The organism is Pseudomonas sp. QL9, from assembly GCF_041409665.1.
GTDB lineage: Bacteria > Pseudomonadota > Gammaproteobacteria > Pseudomonadales > Pseudomonadaceae > Pseudomonas > Pseudomonas knackmussii.
Map to the genome: position 1 here is coordinate 435,450 of NZ_CP166971.1, position 19,538 is coordinate 454,987.

The window sequence follows — 19,538 nt, forward strand, 5'->3', positions numbered from 1 at the left end:
TGGACCGGGAAACTGGGTGAAGCGCGCTGAAACGATTGAGCATTCTACCCGAGCCGCCCTTGATCACCAACCGCCGAGGGTCGGCCGCCGGCATCTTCCGAAGGCACCGCCCCTGCCCGCCTGCCAGCACTTCCCCTCACCTCAAGGCCCAATCGCACAGGGATTCGGCGCCAATTCATGTAGGACTTGTCTGAATCCAAGGCAAGCATGCGACTTCCTATTGAGTTGTTGCGGGCCGGCGAATTTACTCCTGCCCCCATCGCGGCGAGGTAGTGCCGCGAACGGCTCGGGGTGGAGCCTGGCACTCGACTGATCCACGGACTTCTGCCTCGGCTGCGGCATCGCAAAGGAGGCTCCGTTCGTGCTCGATCACATCCGTCCGTTCTTCGACCATTCCCGCCACAAACTCAGCGTCAGCGATCTTGATGTTCCCCTGGACGTCCTCGCCTTCGAGGGTGAAGAGGGGTTGAGCCAACCCTTCAGCTACCGCATCGAGTTCACCAGCAGCGCGGGCGATATCGCCGCCGACGCCATGCTCGGTAAGCCCGCTAGCTTCAGCTTGTACGCCGCGCCCGACCCCACGCCGAAGTTCAGCTTCAACCCCCAGCCGGTTCTGCCGCTGCGCACGCTGAATGGCGTGATCACCGCCTTCAAGCGCCTCTCCGGCTCACGCGACGAGGCCCGCTACGAAGTGCGCCTGCAGCCGCGCCTGGCCCTGCTCGAGCGTGGTGTGCAGTACCGCATCTACCAGGACCAGAGCGTGCCGGAGATCGTCGAGCAGGTCCTGCGTCGGCATCAATTTGAGGGATACCAGTTTCACCTCGACCTCTCGCGCACCTACCCGGACCGCGAGCAGGTCATGCAGTACGCCGAGAGCGACCTGGCCTTTCTCCAGCGCCTCTGCGCGGACCATGGCATCTGGTACTGCATCCGCTTCGACGAGCGGATCAAGCTCGACGTGCTGGAGTTCCACGACAGCCCAGGCCACTACCAGCGCGGCTTCAGCTTGCCGCTGCGCCCGCAGTCGGGTTTGCAGAGCAACGCCGCCGACGGCGTGTGGAACCTGCAGGCGAGCCACCAGGTGGTGGAAGCCAGCACCTTCGCCCGCAGCTACAACCCCCGCGAGGCCTGGGCCGATCTCGATGCCGAAGTCGACCTGACCCGCGGCGCGAAATCCACCTACGGCGAGGCCTACCACTACGCCGAGCCCTACACCAAACCCGGGGACGCCTTCGCCTTCGACCACGAGCACCGCAGCGACGAAAGCTTCTTCCATGCGCGCCTGGCCCACGAGCGTTACCTCAACCAGCAAACCCGGCTGAGCGGCACCAGCAGCAGCGCCACCTTGGTTCCCGGCCAGGTGCTGAAGATCGACGGCGGCGCACCGCAAGCCTTCGAAAAGGGCGCGCTGATTGTCAGTCTGACCTGCAAGGCCGCCCGCGACAGCAGCTACGAAGTCACCTTCGAAGCGATCCCCGACGCCGACCACTACAGCTTCCGCCCGCCGCTGCCCAGGAAGCCGAGCATCGCCGGCACGGTGCCGGCCCGCGTAACCAGTACGCGCAAGAACGACCCGTACGGCCACATCGATAAGGAAGGTCGCTACAAGGTCCAGTTCCTCTTCGACCGCGACGCCTGGCCCGCCGGGCAAGAGAGCCTGTGGCTGCGCCTGGCCCGACCCTATGCCGGCGACACCCACGGCCTGCACCTGCCGCTGCTCGCCGGCACCGAAGTGGCGGTGGCCTTCGAGCAAGGCGACCCGGATCGCCCCTACATCGCCCACGCCCTGCACGACAGCAGCCACCCAGACCACGTCAATCTCTACAACTACAAACGCAACGTCCTGCGCACCCCGGCGAACAACAAGCTGCGCATGGACGACGAGCGCGGAAAAGGGCACATCAAGCTCAGCACCGAGCACAGCGGCAAGAGCCAGCTGAGCCTGGGGCATCTGGTCGATAGCCAGCGACCGAATCCCAATCCGCGCGGCGCTGGTTTCGAGCTGCGTACCGATGGGCATGGCGCCATTCGGGCCGGCAAGGGGCTGTTCATCACGGCTGATGAACAGCCACGGGCGCAGGGCTCGATGCTCGAGATGAACAGCGCCATGGAGCAGATCAACCAGGCACTGGAACTGGCACAACGCCTGATGCAAGACGCCACCCAGGCCAAGGCAATACCGGCCGACACTACTCATGCAGAGCAACTCAAGGACTCGCTCGACCAACTCCGGGACGCCGGCCTGCTGATGTCGGCACCGGCAGGCATCGCCCTGACCACACCCGGCAACCTGCAACAAGCGGCCGGCCAGAATCTGATCGCAGTAGCGGGCGGCAGCGCCGACACCACGGTGCTCAAGCGCTTCACCGTGGCCGCTGGTGAAGTCATCAGCCTGTTCGCCAAGAAGCTCGGGCTCAAGTTCATCGCCAACGCAGGGCCGGTCACGCTGCAAGCGCAGAACGATGCGATGCAACTGCTCGCCCGCCACGGGCTGGACATCATCTGCAGCGAAGGCGAAATCCATTTCACCGCCAAGAAGAAGATCGTCCTAAACGGTGGCGGCAGCTATTTCAGCCTGTCATCGGCATCGGCTGAGTTGGGCAGTGGCGACTTCATCATCAAGGCCCGTGTGAATCGCCAAGGCCCCGCCAGCATGAAGGCCACCCACCCGGACTACCCGAAACTGCAGTCCGCGCAACGCTTGAAATTCCGCCTCCCACAAACCCCGAACGCCCCCCAGGGAAGTTGGGCCGGAATGCCCTACACCCTCTACGCCGACGGCGCGCCGCTGCAGAAAGGCGTGCTGGATGACAGCGGCCACCTGACCCTCGATCACCAGGTCGTCACCCGGCAGTACAGCGTGGAACTGGCCAACGGCATCCGTTACCAGGTGCCGGTCCCCACCGACTACCGCAACCCCGAGCAAGGCCAGTTGGCCAATCGCGGGCTGCAAAAGCACGGCTCGCAAATGGATCGCCGCAATCTCTATTCGGAACTGTTGGCGGGCGACAACGAGCCATCGGTAAACCCGGAGAGCTCGACTCCAACCCAAAGCGGGCCAGGTAAATGGCTGACACAGGAAACGAACTACCACGGCGTGAGCAATGCCGGGCAGATGTTCCTCAATCGACTCGCATCCCTGGGGGATGAGGGGCGGCTGTTCGGCTCCGAAGGCAAGGATTACGAGAACACTCGACGCACCTTGGTTCAGGTCTGGCAGCCATTGGCGGAAGAGGAAAACCATCTTGCTTCAACCTCAGCGATTTACCGCTACGGGGAGCAACGACGAGTGGAGCAAGCCTTCCTGCAAGGGCCCGATGACTGGCAGTTGTCCGGCACGTCCTGGCATTGGCAACCGGTAATGGCGGACAAGGTTTACGAGAAGAAGGAGGTGACACCATGAGCCTTTCCGGCAAGCGGATACTGCGTGTCTGGGGAGCATTGGATCTGTTCCAGGTCGCCTGGTACAGCCTGCACAGTTGGAACGCGGGACGAACTCCTTTCTGGAGTGACCTATCCGGAGTCCTGGCGCTCAACGATCAGCTCGGCACTGGCCTGGCCAGTGTCGGACTGCTTGCCTGGGTGCTGCAGTGCTCCATCGTCATCAGCGCGGTGCTCTTTCTCTTCGCCCACCCGCTCAACCGCGTACTCGGGATCGCTCAGATTCCATTGCGGCTTTTCTTTCTCTCCCCGTCGGTGTCGCTGCTGTTGCCATTGGCCGGCCACGCTCCCGGTGTCGTGATGGCCGGGCTGGTCGTGGTTTCGGAAGCACTCAAGGGGTGGAGCCTGTCGACGAAAATGGAGAAGCAACATGAATGACTTGTGCGACATCGTCGTCCCCATCGCCCTTCAACACACCAACGAAGCCACCTGCACCGCGCCCTGGTTCGTGGCCGACAGCGAATACCCGCAGATGCAGGCGCGCTACAAGCCGCTGGTCAATGGCGAGGAGGCGTTTGCCGCCGTGCACCTGGCCATCGCCAAGGCCAAGCAGTCGGTGGACATCATCTGCTGGGGCTTCCAGCCATCGATGTATTTCGTTCGCGACCGCCGTTACCACGACGACCCCGATGCCTTGAGCGAGCTATGCATTGGCGAGCTGCTGGAGCGCAAGGCAAAGCAGGGCGTGAAGGTGCGTGTGCTCGGCTGGCGGATGTTCTGGAACCTCGCCGGCCTTGCGGGCGAAGCCAACCTGCCAGGTAATGCCCCGTACTTCTGGGACGCAACGATGCAGAGCGCCACGGCCGAGCAACATGACTTCGACCACAGTTGGTTTTCCAAGTACGCGGTCGCCGACGGCGAGGCAGCGGGACTGGCGGCGGCCCACCGGCCGCTGTTCGTTGGGCGCGATTTCGACGGCGACGAACGCGAGCGGATCAAGGGCCACCTGCGCGAGCACAGCGTGGACAAGGCGTTGAGCGACAGCTCGATCTGGACCATGGCCAACAGCGCCACCCACCACCAGAAGATGGTCCTGGTCGACTACGAGCTGCCGGCGGATACGGTGGGTTTCGTCATGGGCCACAACATGCTCGACGAATACTGGGACACCGATGACCACACTGCACTGCGCCGCGGGAGAACCGACAAGCCCGCTCCCAACCGTGGCCCGCGCGGCTTCACCCCGCGCCAGGACATCTCCTGCCGGGTCGCCGGGCCGATCCTGGAATACCTCCACCGCAACTTCGCCCAGGCCTGGCAGAAGGAAACCGGCGAGGAGCTGCCGTCACTGCACGATGACCTGCACGAGTCGGCCAAGCGCTTCCCCTTCCGCGGCGGCAACCAGGACGACGGCACCGCGCTGATGGCGCAACTGCTGCGCACCCAGGCGCAGGTGGGCGTGCGCGACATCGAGAAGCTCTATCTGCAAACCGTCAACAACACCACGCAATTCGTCTACGTCGAGAACCAGTACTTCCGCTGGCCACCGTTCGCCGAGGCGCTGAAGAAAACGGTCGACGCGCAGATGCGCATGGGCCGCAAGCCGGAAGAGCACGGCAACGTGCACCTGTTCGTGGTCACCAACGACACCGACGAGGGCATGGGCAAGGGCACAGTCAATACCCAGCGCATGCTCGAATGCCTGGGCCGCGCCGACACCATCCCCGAGGTGACCAAGCAGATGCTCATCGACGAGGCGAAGCAAGCGGCGCCACCGAAGCCGCGCCCGGATGGGCCCAAGGACTTCTATGGCAAGTGGCAGCTCGCCGAGTGGGAGGCTCGCTATGGCGAGGAGATCAAGGCCATCGAACAGAGCACCGTCCACTCGCAGGACATCCCCGGCCTGAAGGTCCACGTCTGCTCGCTGGTAGCTCCCGACTCCCCGCCGAGCAAGCCGTGGATGCCGGTGTACATCCACTCCAAGCTGATGATCGTCAACGACGTCTTCACCACCCACGGCTCGGCCAACCTCAATACCCGCAGCATGGAAGTGGATAGCGAACTGAACATTGCCCACGAGTGGGCGAGCGTGACCCAGGCGCTGCGGCGGCGGTTGTGGGAGCTACATACGGCGGGGATGGGGGCGCAGGATCAGCCGAAGGATGCATTCGACGCTTGGAAAAAAATAATCAAGGAAAACCGAAGGCGCCAAGGCGACAAAGAGCAGAGGAATAGTCCCTATGCCTCGCTTGTGGAGTTCCATTATGGAAAATCAACCCTGTGGAATCTCGACTGATGCGCCGTCTCCTGCTGCTTTCCAGTCTGCTATTGGCCGCTTGCAGCGCCAGCAATTCTGTTACCTATCCGAAGAAGGACTTTCACGTGGACAGGCTTTCACAGACCAAGGCCAACCTCGCCTTTACTTGCAAATACGAGACTATCCCCGCCCCTTCGGCGGACAGCGATGTGCTGTTCCAATATGCCCGCTGGCTGGAAAAGAACAACCTGCTCAAACAAGAGCCCAGTGTGTATGCGGAGATTGAGCGGCTCTACCGAATTGCTAGCGAGAACGACCATTACAAGGCCAATATCAATCTGCAGAACGGTGCGATGCGCGGGCACTACACGCTTAAAGGCGCCGAGCACCTACGTATGAGCCAGCGACTGATCGATGCGAAGGTGGCCCGAGGTTACTTCTTCATCGGCTACTTCCTGCAACAAGGCTCAGCCGGATTGCAAAAGGATCCGGAAATGGCCCTGCGTTACTTCCGTAAAGCAGCCGACGAAGGTAATGCAGAAGCTCAATACTACGTTGGTGACAAACTGGAGCCGAGCAATATGGCTCCGGAAATCGCGCTTCAGTTGTATTGGTGTGCGGCTGAGCAGGGACACGGCGAAGCAGCACTGAATCTCGGCGTATATCTAAAAGGAAATAAGCACTTTCAAACGGCTCTCGAAGCATTCCAATTAGGCGTAGCAGCTGGTGATGAAACTTCTGCAAGTTTCTTGGAGTATGGTTTTCGGGGGCCTAAGGCAACGGACGAGCTGAATTACATTGGCCAACCTGAAGACCACGAGCGCACCGAACGTTACGAGAAAATCGGCAACATGCTTTCGGGCTATTCCTACGCCCAACCCAAAGTCCCCGAGATCAACGAAATCGTTCCGCTACCGCCGGCCAAGTTGCCGCCGTGGGATGGCAAGCTGAAGTGGGTGGAAGAGCGCAAGGCCAATATCCAACCGCCCAAACCCAGCGAGTCGCTGATCCAGGAACTGGCCAAGGCCAAGCTGCTGGACCCAAAGACCGGTCGCCCCATGCCCGGTTCGCCCGCCTTCGTTCGCGCCCGTTCGCCGGAGCCCATTTGCAACAGTGGCGAAGCCTGCCCGCGCAGCGGCTACTGGCAGATCATCGGCGTGGACAATTACTGGTCGACCGTCGAAGGCAGCACCATTCGCCGATTCCAACAAGGCGAGCGCATGCCCACTCTGGTGATCGAACGTCGCTACACCCGCCTGTGGCCCCTGCCGGACAAGGTCACCAAAGGTCCTGAATCCGTGAGATGGGTACTTTACGGCGATGCGTAGAACAGCACCGCCAACAACACTTGATGGTTAGATCACCTCTCGGCGCTCTGCCCCGCAAATACCGGCACCTTTGTCATGCCTCACTGCCAAGAAGGACACGTTATGCGTCAGATTCGTAACCTACTCCCCCTGCTGCTCTGCCTTTCCTCGCTGGCTCTCCAGGCCGCACCCAGCCCCAAGGCCACTGCGGAGATCGATGCACTGCTCAACTTCGTCGAGCACAGCGATTGCCAGTTCATCCGCAATGGCAGCGAGTATTCGGGCAGCAAGGCCCGCGCTCATCTGCAGCAAAAGCTCGACTACCTGGAGAACAAGGACCTGGTGAACAGCGCCGAAGACTTCATCGAGCGCGCCGCCAGCAAAAGCAGCATGAGCGGCAAGCCTTACCAGGTCAGTTGCCCGGGCGGTAAACAGGAGGCCAGCACCTGGCTGACCACCGAGCTCAAGCGCTTGCGCCAGGGGCAATGAGCCTCGCAACCGCTGCTTCGCGCAGGTGGCCGCCTGCCTCTTCCGAAGGCACCGCCCCTGCCCGTCTGCCAGCACTTGGTGCAAAGTTCATGCACCGCGCAGGCGCAGCTGTCCGCCCTTCGTCATGACAAGTCATTGAGCGACAACGACTTATCACCGCGATGAGAAACCTGGCACCGGACTTGCTCCTGTCCCTGCGAACGGGATGAGTCCCCGCCGGCGTGGCCAGCGGCGCTCACGAAGCTCGGCACACTGGAGTTGCACCAGAGGCGAACTAGGGTTCCGGTCCACCTTGCGTGGATGGCTGGTCCGAGAGTTTTCCGGCCCTAAGGACAGGGTTACACGGCGGGAGAAAAGCCCGGGAGACGTGACGTCATCCCGTGCCGATTTCCAACGTGTAGGAGCAATGCCATGACCCAGCCGCTTTCCCTGCGTTCCCTGCGCAAGACCCTGCTCGGTGCCTGTCTGGCCACCGCCGCCGTCGTCCTGCCGTTCACCGTTCAAGCCGCGGAAAAACTCAAGATCGGCACCGTCGTCTGGGCCGGTTACGCGCCCTTCTACGTCGCCGACAAGCTCAATCTGTACAAGGCCCACGGGCTCAGTGTGCAGCTGCAGTTCTTCAACGACCCCGCGCTGATTCCCACCGCCATCGCCGGCGGCGCGCTGGACGGCGGCATGCTGACCTACGACCAGGTGGTCGGCGGCGTGGCCAAGGGGCAGGCCTACAAGGTGGTGATGCCCATCGACTTCTCCAACGGCGGCGACGCCATCGTCGCGGACAAGTCGATCACCTCGGTCGACCAGTTCAAGGGCAAGAAGATCGGCTTCAACCCGCTCTCGCCTTCGGACTTCCTCCTCGCCTACGCGCTCAAGAGCAACGGGCTGACCGCCAAGGACATCGACCCGCTGAACATGACCCCGGAAGCCATCCCCGGCGCCATGGCTTCGGGCAGCCTGCCGATCGGCGTGACCTACGAGCCGAACGTGTCGCAGATCCTCGGCATGCCCGGCAGCAAGTTCCACGTCGTCTATTCGTCCAAGCAGGCGCCCGGCCTGATCACCGACGTGCTGGTGTTCGACGCCAAGACCATCGCCAAGCGCCAGGCGGCGATCAAGGCGATGATCCAGGGCTACGTCGACGGCCTGGCCTACATGCAGAGCCACCCGGACGAATCCGCCGAGATCATCGGCAAGGTGCTCGGCGTCAGCGCCGCCGAGGCCAAGTCGCAGATGAGCGGCGTGTACAACATCCCGCTGGCCGAGATGGGCAAGAACTTCGAGAAGTCCGACGCCACCAGCTCGTTCTTCGGCAGCGGCGCGGTGATCGCCCAGCTGCTCAAGGACAACGGGCAGATCCCGGCAATCCCCGACTTCGCCCAGACCTTCGACGCCAGCTTCGTGCAAGCCATGGCCAAGTGACCCACCCGCGCCCCGCCCGGGACGGCGGGGCGCGCCCGGAGGATTCCATGTCCGCATCCCTGTATCGCTACGCCGACGGCCGCCTGCCCAACAGCCTGGCGCTGGCCTATGCCTTCGGCGGCTATTTCGCCGGCTTCGCCCTGCTGTTCGCCGGGCACTGGACGCTGAACCTGCTCGGCACGCTGCTGCTGGCGCACGCGATGATTGTCGCGGCCTACCTGATCCACGAATTCGCCCACGGCACCATCTTCGCCGAGCCGAAGAACAACAACCGTGCGGGCGAACTGTGCAGCTGGATTTGCGGTAGCTGCTACGCCACGTTCCAGGACCTGCGGCGCAAGCACATGCGCCACCACGTCGATCGCGCCGACGTCATCACCTTCGACACCAAGGTTTTCCTCAAGCGCTGCCCCGGCTGGCTGCGCAAGCTGGTGCTGGCCGCCGAGTGGGCGTACATCCCGGCGGTCGAGCTGATCATGCATTACTACGTGATCCTGCTGCCCTTCATCAGCAGCAGCGACAAGCACCGCGCCAACCGCCGCCGCGTGCTGCTCACCCTGCTGGTGCGCGGGGCGATCTTCGGCGTCGTCGCCGCTGTGTCGATCAAGGCGCTGCTGCTCTACTTCGTCGCCTGGTCGCTGATGATCGTCGTGCTGCGCTTCACCGATGCCTACCAGCACACGTACGACGCCTTCGCGGTGCTGGAAGACGACGCGCGCATTCCCGAGGACAAGCAGCGCGACCGCGCCTACGAGCAGATGAACACCTACACCAACGTGGTCTCGGTGCGCTGGCCGGTGCTCGACCTGCTGCTGCTCAACTTCGCCTACCACAACGCGCACCACGAGAAGCCGGTGGCGCCCTGGTATCGCCTGCGCAAGCTGCACCACGAGCTGTATGGCGACGGCTACGCCCAGGTGCTGCCGATGCACCTGCTGTTCAAGAGCTTCCACCAGCACCGCCTGCGCCGCGTGCTCGACGACGACTACGGGGTGGTCGAGTCCAGCGGCGAACGGCGTGCCGACGATTTCTACGGCGCAGTTGGCGTGTCCTTCCTGACGGCGGTGTGAACATGCGCGCAGAGGCCGTGCTGCTGCTCGGCGCCGCCCTCTGGGGGCTGGGCTGGATGCCGCTGGCGCACTTCGCCGGGCTCGGCCTGGCCGGCATGCCCATGGTGCTCTACACCTTCGGCCTGCTCAGCCTGCCGACGCTCGCAGTGCTCTATCGCCAGCGCCGTGCATGGTGGCCGCAACGCAGCGCCTTGCTCGGCATCGTGCTCTGCGGCGGCTGGGCTACTGCCGGGCTGGTCGGCGCGCTCTCCGAAGGCGACGTGGTGCGCAGCATGCTGCTGTTCTACCTGGCCCCGGCCTGGGGCCTGCTGGGTGGCTGGTTGCTGCTCGGCGAGCGCCTGGATGCCGTGCGCATCGGCGCCCTGCTGCTCGCCCTGGTCGGCATCGCCCTGACCCTGGGCGTGAACCGCAACACCTTCGCCGCGCTGACCGCCAGCGACTGGCTGGCGCTCTCCGCCGGCTTCGCCTTCGCCCTGAACAACCTGGCCACCCGCGCCGCCGAGCAGGTCCCGCTGGCGAGCAAGGCGATGGCCGCATTCATTGGCAGCGCCGCTTGCGCCGCCCTCTTCTGCCTGCTCGATGGCACCGCCCTGCCCTCTGCTGACGCCGGAACCTGGCTGCAGATCGCCGCCTTCGGCCTGTTCTGGCTCGCCGCCATGGGCGCCGCGCAGTACGGCTTCAGCCATGTAGAGGCGAGCCGCGCGGCGGTGCTGGTGGTGATCGAACTGCTGGTCTCGGTGCTCACCGCCGCTGCCTTCGGAGAGCGCGAGCTCGGTGTCGGCGAATGGCTCGGCGGCGCCCTGGTGCTGGCCGCCGCGCTGATCGCCGCGCGACCGCCGCGTGATTCCTTCCCTTCTGCTAGCGAGGTAAGCCCGTGACCACCGTTCGCATGGACCAGCTCAGCTGGGTCGAATACGCGCGCCGCGTGCGCGAGGACGCCACCGTGGTACTGCTGCCCTGCGGCGCCACCGAGCAACACGGCCCGCACCTGCCGCTGGGCACCGACGCGCTGCTCGCCAGCGCGATTGCCGAGGACGTCGCCGCGCGGCTTGGTGCGCTGGTCGCCCCGGCGCTCTCCTATGGCTACAAGTCGCAGCCCAAGTGCGGCGGCGGCCAACACTTCTGCGGCACCACCAGCCTCGACGGGCAAACGCTGGTAGCGCTGGTGCGCGATGCCGTACGCGAGTTCGCCCGCCACGGCGTCACCCGCCTGGTGCTGGTGGATGGGCACTACGAGAACCAGTGGTTCCTCACCGAGGGCATCCAGCTCGCCCTGCGCGAGCTGGGCGAAGGCCACCCGCTGCGGGTGATGCGCCTGGAGCACTGGGACTTCTGCACCCAGGCGACGCTCGACGCGGTATTCCCCGACGGTTTCCCCGGCTTCGCCCTGGAGCACGCGGCGGTGATCGAGACCTCGCTGATGCTGCATTACCTGCCGCAGCTGGTGCGCCTGGACCTGATCCCCGACGACGGCCCGGCGGACTTCCCGCCCTACGACATCTACCCATCGCGCACCGAGTGGGTGCCGCCGTCCGGCGTGCTCTCTTCGGCGCGTGGCGCCAGCGCGGAGAAAGGCGCGCGCATGGCCATGGACATCTGCGAGGGAATTGCTGCAGCGATCCGCACGGAGTTCCTTGGATGAGGCGCGCGCTGATCGTCATCGACATGCAGCGCGACTTCTGCGCGCCTGGCGGCTATGCCGACCGCGCGGGCCTCGACATCGGCCGCCTGCGCGCACCCATCCCGGCGATCCTGCGTCTGCTCGAAGGCGCGCGGGCCTTGGGGATGCTCGTGGTGCACACCCGCGAAGGCCATCGCCCGGACCTCTCCGACCTGCCCGAATACAAGCGCCGGCGCGCCGAGAATGCCGGCGCACCCATCGGCCACCCAGGCCCGCTCGGGCGCCTGCTGGTGCGCGGTGAATACGGCCACGACCTGATCGACGAGTTGCGCCCGCTGCCGGGCGAGCCGGTGATCGACAAGCCCGGCTACAGCGCCTTCGCGCATACCGATCTTGAGCTGCTGCTGTGCAATGCCGGGGTCGAGGAACTGGTGCTGTGCGGTGTGACCACCGAAGTCTGCGTCAGCTCCACGCTGCGCCAGGCGGTGGACCTGGGCTTCGCCTGCACGCTGGTGGGCGACGCCTGCGGCTCGGCCTATCCGCACCTGCACGAAGCGGCGCTGGAGATGGTGGGGGTGGAAGGCGGCGTGTTCGGCCGTATCCTCGACAGCCAAACCCTGCTCGCCGAATGGGAGACCCCGCGATGACCCAAGTGACCCGCCTGTGGCCGCTGCTGACCGCCACCCACCGCTACGACAAGTCGGTTTCCACCTGGCAACGCGGCCATGGCATCCAGATCCAGGCGCCGATCCTCGCCTACCTGATCGAGACCCGCCAGGGCCGCATCCTCTACGACGTCGGCTGCGACTACCGCAAGATCCACGACCCGGCGCTGCGCGAACGCTGGTACGGCGGCTTCTCCATGGACCCGCCGCAGATGACCGAGGAACAGCGCCTGCCGGCACACTTCGCGCGGCTCGGGCTGACCCCGGCGGACATCGACCTGGTGTTCCTCGGCCACCTGCACTTCGACCATTGCGGCGGGCTCTGCGAGGTCTGCGGCGCCGAGGTCCACGTGCACGCCGACGAGTTGGCCGCCGCCCGCGCCCAGGCCGACGACGCCTACTTCTTCGACGACTTCGCCGGCGATTACCGCTGGAAGGTGCAGACCGGCGAGTACGACCTGGTCCCCGGCGTGCGCGCCATCGCCACGCCCGGCCACACCGCCGGGCACATGTCGCTGCTGATCGAGCTGCCCGAGGGCCGCCCGGTGATCCTCGCTGGCGACGCCGCCGACCTGCAGGAAAACCTCGACCAGGAAATCGCCCCCGGCACCCTCTGGCAGGACCGCGAGGACATGGCCATCGACAGCATCCGCAAGCTGAAGGCACTGGCCGGCGAGACCGGCGGGCAGCTCTGGCCGAACCACGACATGGCCTTCTACCAGAGCCTCAAGCGCTTCCCGGAGTACCACGCATGAAGCCGGTGCCCGAGACTTACCTGGGCGTGTGGCAGCGCACGCTGCTGACCACCACCGCCGGCAAGCGCGACACCAGCACGCGGGTGTACTGGCTGCAGACTTCGCGGCTGTTCGCCGACCTGCGGATTCCCCTGCCGGCGCCCGCCAGCGCCGCCGAGTGCGCAACCCAGGCCGGATTCGCCGGCGTCACCGAGATCGTCGGCGACCGCTGCCAGTGGCATCGGCTGATCGACTTCCGCCCGGCCACCGGCGAGGACGACATCGGCCTCATGCGTTTCGAGAACAGCGAGTACCTGCTCGAAGACGGCCTCGACGGCAGCTACCACGAGGTCTGGGAGCGCCTGCCGGAATCTGTCGGGCGCAACTGGGGCAGTTGGCTGCATAGCGCCGATGGCCGCCAGGGTTGCCTGCTGCTGGCAGGCGATTGCTTCCTGTTCGCCGCCGGGCTGCCGCGCACCGCGCCCGAAGGCGCCGATCTCGCCGAACTGGCCGCGCAGGACCCGGGCTGGCTGGACTTCGAGCTTTCCTTCGGCCGCCACCACGGCGGCCTCACGCCCTGGCGCATCGAGTTGTCCACCCTGCCCGCGCGCATTGGCGCCGCGTTGCTGCCAGCCGAAGCCGATCCCGACCGCCCCGCCGAATTATTCGGCGCCACCTGCCTGGCGCACCTTGGCGCAAAGCCACCGGCAGGCGGCTGGAAGGTCGCACCCGATCCCATGTCCTAGACGGAGGTATGCCCATGACCGCTCACCAGGTCCTTCCCGAAACCCCGGCCGGCGCGCCGCCCCGCGCCAGTTGGTGGAGCATTCGCGGCGAGCTGCCGCGCGGCGCCGTCTGGGCGCTGGCCGCCGGCGGCCTGCTTTTGCCGCTGCTGCTCTGGTGGGCCTGGACGGCGCTCGGGCTGAGCAATGCAATGTTCCTCCCCAGCCCGGAAGCGGTGGTGCTGCGCACCGGCCACTGGTGGAGCGAGGAAGGCCTGCTCGGCGACATCGGCATCAGCGTCTGGCGGGTCATGGCGGGCTTTCTCGCCTCGGCGGTGATCGCCCTGCCGCTGGGCCTCTATATCGGCACCTACCGCCCGGTGCAGGCGTTCCTCGAACCGCTCACCGACTTCATCCGCTACATGCCGGCGGTGGCCTTCATCCCGCTGGTGATGCTCTGGGTCGGCATCGACGAGGGCTCCAAGGTGCTGATCATCTTCATCGGCACCTTCTTCCAGATGGTCCTGATGGTCGCCGAGGACGTGCGTCGGGTGCCCATGGCGCAGATCGAGGCGGCGCAGACCATGGGCGCTTCGCGCAGCGAGGTGGTGAAACTGGTGATCCTGCCCTCGGCGCGCCCGGCGCTGCTCGACACCCTGCGCATCACCTGCGGCTGGGCCTGGACCTACCTGGTGGTGGCCGAGCTGGTCGCCGCCAACTCGGGCCTGGGCTACGCGATCCTCAAGGCGCAGCGCTACATGCAGACCGACAAAATCTTCGCCGGCATCCTGCTGATCGGCGTCATCGGCCTGCTCACCGACCAGGCGTTCCGCTGGCTCGGTCGTGCAGCCTTCCCCTGGTTGAAGAGGTAAGCGCCATGCACGATTCGAAAATCCGCATCCGCAACGTCAGCAAGGTCTTCACCGGCGGTGGCCGCAACGTCCAGGCGCTGCAGGACGTCAGCCTGGACATCCGCGAGAACGAGTTCATCACTTTCGTCGGCGCCTCCGGCTGCGGCAAGTCCACCCTGCTGCGCAGCATCGGCGGGCTGGAGCGGCACAGCGCCGGGCAGATTCTGGTCGAGGGCCGCGCCATCGACGGACCGGGCATCGACCGCGCCATGGTGTTCCAGCACTACAGCCTCTACCCCTGGCTGCGGGTGATGGAGAACATCAAGTTCTGCCGGCAGCTGAAGGTGGTGTCCGACACCGTGCGCGGCGACGCAGACGTCGAAGTGGCCAGCGGCCGCGCCGATGCGCTGCTCACCCTGATGGGCCTGAAGGCCTTCGCCAACGCTTACCCCAACCAGCTTTCCGGCGGCATGCAACAGCGCGTGGCCATCGCCCGCGCGCTGATGCCCAAGCCGCAGATCCTGCTGATGGACGAGCCTTTCGGCGCGCTGGACGCGCAGACCCGCGAGGTGATGCACGACCTGATCCGCCATGTGCATCGGCTGGAGAAGAGCACCATCCTGTTCGTCACCCACGACGTCGAGGAAGCCATCTACCTGGGCGGCCGCGTCGTGCTGATGGCGCCACGCCCGGGGCGCATCGACAGCATCTACGAGGTGCCGCTGCCGGCCGAGCGCAACCAGGACATGAAGCTGACGGCGGAATTCATCGCGCTGAAGAAGGAGATCCTGGCGCGCATCCGCGAGACCTCCGGGATGAACACCGACCTGGAACTGCTCGAACAGCTGACCCGCACCGCGCCGGCCTGAAACCGGCACGCGCTGCCTCAGTCGGCCTTCTTGCGAATCCAGTAGAGGTAGGTGCCGGCCTCTTCCTGCTGCTCGACCAGTTCATGGCCGAGGAACACGCAGAACTTGGGAATGTCGCGACGGGTGGAGGGGTCGGTGGCTATGACCTTGAGCAGGCCGCCGGCCGGCAGGTCGCGCACCTTGTTGTGCAGCATCATGACCGGCTCGGGGCAGTTCAGGCCGGTGGCGTCGAGGATGGCGTCGACAGGCTGGGACATGGAGCAACTCCGCAAATCGAATGGGCCGCATTGTCGCGCAAAGCGCCCCGCGCGGTCACGCGTGGCGGGCGAACGGCATGGCGCCAACCTTTGGTCGGGCTGGCCGCGTGCCTTCACCGGGCTAAGCTCGACGCCCTCCCCGACACCGGATGTCCCGCCGCATGCGCCTGCCCGCCCTGCTCTGCCTGGTCCTGCTGCTCAGTGGCTGCGCCGCCCGCGACCAGTTGCCCGACTACGCCGCCAACCGTGGCCAGGATCTGCCGGCGACCTCCTATGACGCGGTGATCCTCGCCCGCGACGGCACTCGCCTGTCGGCCACGGTGTTCCAGCCGGCGCTCAAGGCCGGCGAGACGGTGCCGCTGATCGTCCACACCCACGGCTGGGGTGGCTGGCGGGTCACCGGGCCGGACGGCTTCTATGGCAAGACCATGATGTCCGGACGCGCCGCGCTCAAGGCCTGGAAGGCCGGCTACTGGGTGGTCAGCTACGACCAGCGCGGCTGGGGCGGCAGCGACGGGCGCATCGAGATGATGGACCCGCGCTTCGAGGTGAGCGACGCCAGCGCGGTGATCGACTGGGCCGCGCAACACCTGCCACAACTGCGCATGGACGCACCCGGCGACCCGCGCGTGGGCATGCTCGGCGAGAGCTACGGCGGCGCCGTGCAGCTGCTGGCCGCCGCCGAGGACAAGCGCATCGACGCCATAGTCCCGATCGCCACCTGGTACGACCTGAGCGACGCCCTGGCCCCGGACGGCCAGTTGAAGATCGGCTGGGGCGGCGTGCTGCTCAGCCTGGGGATCGCCACCGGCTACGACCTGGGCAAGTTCGCCCAGGCCGATTACCTGCAGACCGCCAGCGGGCGCATGACCGCGCCGGTGCAGGCGGAACTCGCCGACCACAGCCTGGCGCGCTACTGCGCCGAAGGCCGCCGTCCACACGCCGACGCGCTGCTGATCCAGGGCCTGCGCGACACCCTCTTCCCCCTCGACCAGGGCCTGCAGATCCGCCAGTGCCTGCGCCAGGGCGATACCGACGTGCGCCTGCTCGGCATGCAAGGTGGGCACATCCTGCCGCCGCCGCTGCAAGCCTGGAGCGGCCTGCCGCCGTTCAACAACGAACCGGTGATCCATTGCGGCGAGCGCGCCATCAACCTCTACCAGGGCATCCTCGCCTGGTACGAGGAAAAGCTGCGCCAGCGCCCCGGCGCCGCCGACAGCGTGCCTTCGCTGTGCATCAGCCTGAACCTCGACCAGGGCCTGGCGCTGGACGACCTGCCGCATCCCGGGCCGACCGTGGCACTGCCGGCCACGCGCATCCGCCCCGGCACCAGTGGCTGGCTGCAGAGCTCGACCTTCATTGCGCTCAAGCGCATCGACGAATCCAGCGCACTGCTCGGCTCCGCCGAAGTGCGCCTCACAGAGCCCCTGGGCCAGGGCAAGGACGCCCTGCTTTTCGCTTCGCTGGCGGTGCGGGATGCCAAAGGAAGCACGCGCATCCTCGACGAACAGGTGAAACCGCTGATGAACAGTGGCAGCACCAAGCTCAATGCGGTGAGCGCGAGCCTGGCGCCGGGCGACGAGCTTGGGCTGCTGGTGCGCGGTTTCAGCGGCCAGTACCTGTTCAACAGCTCCTGGCGCCTGAGCGCGGTGGACCTGCAGGGCGAAGTGCAATTGCCCGCCCTGCTGCCACTGGTGCCGCGAGTGGCTACCCAGCCCTGATCAGCGCAGCGGCGCGGCGGGCGCCTCGTCGAGCTGGGCGAGCAGCATGGCCGGCCCTTCGGCATCCGCCGGCAGCAACGCCCATTGCTCCTTCTGCCCTTGCACACGATGGCTCTGGCGCACCTGGCTGCCCAGCGGCAGCGGCGCCTTGAAGTGCACGTCCAGCCGCACGTGCTCGGCCAGGCGCCGGCCGGTCAGGCTGCGCGCCAGGCTCCACATGCCGTGGGCGAAGGGTTTGCCAAAGCCGTAGTGCGAGGCCATGAAGCGCGACAGGTGCAGCGGGTTGAAGTCGCCGCTCAGGCCGGCATAGCGCCAGCCGGCGATCTTCGGCACGCGCCACTGAACGCCCGGATGCGGCGGGGCTTCCAGGGTTTCCCAGAGGGCACGCTCGGGCAGCGGGTCGGGTTCGGCGTGGGCATCGAGGAAATCGCCGCGGCGCAGGTAGGTGGTGATCGACTGCCAGTAGAGCATGTCCTGGTGCCAGACCTCGGTGGCCACGTCGACCTCCAGGCCCAGCGGGCCACGCCGGCTGGTGAGGATGCGGCAGTCGACGAGCAACTGGTCGCTTTCATGCAGATGGCGGTAGCGCTGGATGTGGCTGCGCAGGTGGATCAACCCGAGCACCGAGAGCGGCATGCGCGAGCGGCTGAGCAGGCGCAGGTGCAGCGGCAGGCAGATCACCTGCGGGTAGAGCAGCGGCACGCCCAGCGCCGGATCGAGGCCGAAATGCTGGCGATAGGCGCGCAGATGGCCCAGGTCCAGGCGCAGGCTGTGGCTGTCCATGGCCAGGTAAGGCAGGCGCTCGCCGCGCCCCAGTCCTCGGCGCGGCAACAACATGCGGCTGTAACTGCCCAGCAGTGAGGGCAACTTTCGCTTCACGACCGACTCCGTGGTGGCAGGCGCCGCACAGCATGGTCAATGCGCGCCTGTAGGACAAGTCACCGAAAGTCGGATTTCTCCTTCAGAAATTACAGACGCCGCAGGTGGCAGGTGACCTCTTCCCGGTCGTGGTAGAGCTGCTTGCAGCCGATGGCCACGCGCAGCCCGCGCTCCTGGAACGCCTGTTCCAGGCGGCCGAGGATCTTGCGCACCTCGGCGTAGCGCTGCTTCATCGGCAGCTTGAGGTTGACCACCGCCTCGCGGCACAGCCCCTCGCCGATCCAGGTCTCGATCAGCGAACCGGTGCGCGCCGGCTTCTCGACGATGTCGCAGACCATCCAGTCGACCATCTGCCGCGGGCGGAACACGTAGCCGTCCGCGCGCTGGTGATCGACCAGGCCGGAATAGATCAGGTTCTCCGCCATCGGCCCGTTGTCCACGGCGATCACCCGCATCTCCCGGTTCACCAGCTGCCAGGTCCAGCCGCCGGGGGCGGCGCCCAGGTCGACGGCGAGCATGCCCGGCGCCAGGCGCTTGTCCCAATCCTGGCGCGGGATGAAGTGGTGCCAGGCCTCTTCCAGCTTGAGCGTGGAACGGCTGGGCGCCTCGCGGGGGAACTTCAGGCGCGGGATGCCCATCGGCCACATGGCGCTGTTGCGCGGGCCGGCCAGGCCGACGAAGACCTCGCGGCCGGAGCGGAAGGTCAGCAGCAGGCGCGGCAGGCTCGGGTCCTCGCGCAGGCGGCCGGCCTTGGTCAGGGCGGCGCGCAGGGGTTTCTCGAACTTGCGGCAGAAGGTCGATAGCTCCTTGCCTTCGTTGCTGTCGAAGACTTCCAGCCAGAGGCTGCCGCATTGCGGATAGTCGGCCAGCACTTCGAGCAGCGCGCCGATGCGGTCCTGCTCGGGCAGCGGGACGAAGCTGCCGCGCGCCCACTGGCGCGGGAAGATCAGCTCGGAAAAGCGCAGGCGGCGCATCAGCAGCTCGGCGCCATCGGCATCCTGGCAGACGAATTCGGCGTACGCGGTAGCGGGCTTGGCCCGGGCGTAGCCGGCCACTTCCAGCTCGGCGGCGCGTTCGGAAATCTCGGCGCAGACTTCGTTTTCGAAGCCCGGACGGCAATGCAGTAACAGGGTGTTCATCGGGGTGTCTCCTCGGCCGCGCACTATAGTGCCTGGCGCCGCGGCTTTCACCCGGATTCGCCGCCCGAGCGGCCCACCGGTCGTGGCGGGACCCGCCTGCGGGGTCTAGCTTGAGTGTTTCGACGCGATTGCCTGCGAAATTTCTGAAGGACGCAGC

General features: G+C 66.0%; 18 protein-coding genes and 1 riboswitch. Of the genes, 15 read left to right on the forward strand and 3 right to left on the reverse strand.

Annotation, left to right across the window (positions count from 1 at the left end; translation table 11 throughout):
• Positions 1-361: 361 nt before the first annotated feature.
• From ACA097_RS02035 to ACA097_RS02100, 14 genes are all read left to right on the forward strand, one after another.
• Positions 362-3,403, forward strand: a complete 3,042-nt coding sequence (locus ACA097_RS02035; protein ID WP_371368183.1) for a type VI secretion system Vgr family protein — start codon at positions 362-364, stop codon at positions 3,401-3,403.
• Positions 3,400-3,819: a hypothetical protein gene (locus tag ACA097_RS02040; RefSeq protein WP_043251582.1), complete on the forward strand. Its 420-nt coding sequence runs from the start codon at positions 3,400-3,402 to the stop codon at positions 3,817-3,819. The genes ACA097_RS02035 and ACA097_RS02040 overlap by 4 nt, the downstream gene beginning before the upstream one ends.
• Complete coding sequence (locus ACA097_RS02045) at positions 3,812-5,677, forward strand: phosphatidylserine/phosphatidylglycerophosphate/cardiolipin synthase family protein (RefSeq protein ID WP_371368185.1); 1,866 nt, start codon at positions 3,812-3,814, stop codon at positions 5,675-5,677. Before ACA097_RS02040 ends, ACA097_RS02045 begins: the two co-directional genes overlap by 8 nt.
• On the forward strand, positions 5,677-6,966 hold the full coding sequence (locus ACA097_RS02050; protein ID WP_371368187.1) for a DUF6396 domain-containing protein: 1,290 nt from the start codon (positions 5,677-5,679) through the stop codon (positions 6,964-6,966). The genes ACA097_RS02045 and ACA097_RS02050 overlap by 1 nt, the downstream gene beginning before the upstream one ends.
• Before the next feature lie 102 nt (positions 6,967-7,068).
• The gene (locus tag ACA097_RS02055) at positions 7,069-7,434 is read left to right on the forward strand and encodes a DUF5329 domain-containing protein (RefSeq protein ID WP_043251575.1); all 366 of its coding nucleotides are present in this window, start codon (positions 7,069-7,071) and stop codon (positions 7,432-7,434) included.
• Between the two features lie 263 nt (positions 7,435-7,697).
• A riboswitch (guanidine-I (ykkC/yxkD leader) is annotated at positions 7,698-7,801 on the forward strand.
• A 44-nt stretch (positions 7,802-7,845) separates the two neighbouring features.
• A complete protein-coding gene (locus ACA097_RS02060) occupies positions 7,846-8,853 on the forward strand; it encodes an ABC transporter substrate-binding protein (protein WP_160286685.1) in 1,008 nt (335 codons plus the stop codon).
• A gap of 47 nt (positions 8,854-8,900) precedes the next feature.
• Entirely contained in the window at positions 8,901-9,923 is a 1,023-nt protein-coding gene (locus tag ACA097_RS02065; protein ID WP_371368190.1) for a fatty acid desaturase, read from the forward strand.
• A gap of 2 nt (positions 9,924-9,925) precedes the next feature.
• Positions 9,926-10,801 carry an EamA family transporter gene (locus ACA097_RS02070; protein ID WP_371368192.1) on the forward strand — a complete coding sequence of 292 codons (876 nt, stop codon included), beginning with the start codon at positions 9,926-9,928 and terminating at the stop codon, positions 10,799-10,801.
• A gap of 11 nt (positions 10,802-10,812) precedes the next feature.
• On the forward strand, positions 10,813-11,565 hold the full coding sequence (locus ACA097_RS02075) for a creatininase (RefSeq protein WP_371370467.1): 753 nt from the start codon (positions 10,813-10,815) through the stop codon (positions 11,563-11,565).
• A complete protein-coding gene (locus ACA097_RS02080) occupies positions 11,562-12,191 on the forward strand; it encodes a cysteine hydrolase family protein (RefSeq protein ID WP_371368194.1) in 630 nt (209 codons plus the stop codon). Before ACA097_RS02075 ends, ACA097_RS02080 begins: the two co-directional genes overlap by 4 nt.
• A complete protein-coding gene (locus tag ACA097_RS02085; protein WP_160286679.1) occupies positions 12,188-12,964 on the forward strand; it encodes an N-acyl homoserine lactonase family protein in 777 nt (258 codons plus the stop codon). Before ACA097_RS02080 ends, ACA097_RS02085 begins: the two co-directional genes overlap by 4 nt.
• Positions 12,961-13,689 carry a hypothetical protein gene (locus tag ACA097_RS02090; RefSeq protein ID WP_371368196.1) on the forward strand — a complete coding sequence of 243 codons (729 nt, stop codon included), beginning with the start codon at positions 12,961-12,963 and terminating at the stop codon, positions 13,687-13,689. The genes ACA097_RS02085 and ACA097_RS02090 overlap by 4 nt, the downstream gene beginning before the upstream one ends.
• 14 nt (positions 13,690-13,703) lie before the next feature.
• A complete protein-coding gene (locus ACA097_RS02095; protein WP_052355234.1) occupies positions 13,704-14,537 on the forward strand; it encodes an ABC transporter permease in 834 nt (277 codons plus the stop codon).
• A 5-nt stretch (positions 14,538-14,542) separates the two neighbouring features.
• The gene (locus ACA097_RS02100) at positions 14,543-15,385 is read left to right on the forward strand and encodes an ABC transporter ATP-binding protein (RefSeq protein WP_371368198.1); all 843 of its coding nucleotides are present in this window, start codon (positions 14,543-14,545) and stop codon (positions 15,383-15,385) included.
• A gap of 17 nt (positions 15,386-15,402) precedes the next feature.
• On the opposite strand, the gene tusA is transcribed toward ACA097_RS02100, so the two are convergent.
• Positions 15,403-15,642, reverse strand: a complete 240-nt coding sequence (gene tusA / locus ACA097_RS02105; RefSeq protein WP_043251558.1) for a sulfurtransferase TusA — start codon at positions 15,640-15,642, stop codon at positions 15,403-15,405.
• 161 nt (positions 15,643-15,803) lie between these two features.
• Between tusA and ACA097_RS02110 the strand changes: the two genes are divergently transcribed.
• The gene (locus tag ACA097_RS02110; RefSeq protein WP_371368201.1) at positions 15,804-17,363 is read left to right on the forward strand and encodes an alpha/beta hydrolase; all 1,560 of its coding nucleotides are present in this window, start codon (positions 15,804-15,806) and stop codon (positions 17,361-17,363) included.
• Here the strand turns inward: ACA097_RS02110 and ACA097_RS02115 are convergent, their stop codons facing one another.
• Positions 17,364-18,242 (reverse strand): MaoC family dehydratase, encoded by an 879-nt coding sequence (locus ACA097_RS02115; RefSeq protein WP_160286676.1) that lies wholly within the window; start codon positions 18,240-18,242, stop codon positions 17,364-17,366.
• An 89-nt stretch (positions 18,243-18,331) separates the two neighbouring features.
• Entirely contained in the window at positions 18,332-19,381 is a 1,050-nt protein-coding gene (gene rlmM / locus ACA097_RS02120; RefSeq protein WP_043251550.1) for a 23S rRNA (cytidine(2498)-2'-O)-methyltransferase RlmM, read from the reverse strand.
• Positions 19,382-19,538: the final 157 nt, after the last annotated feature.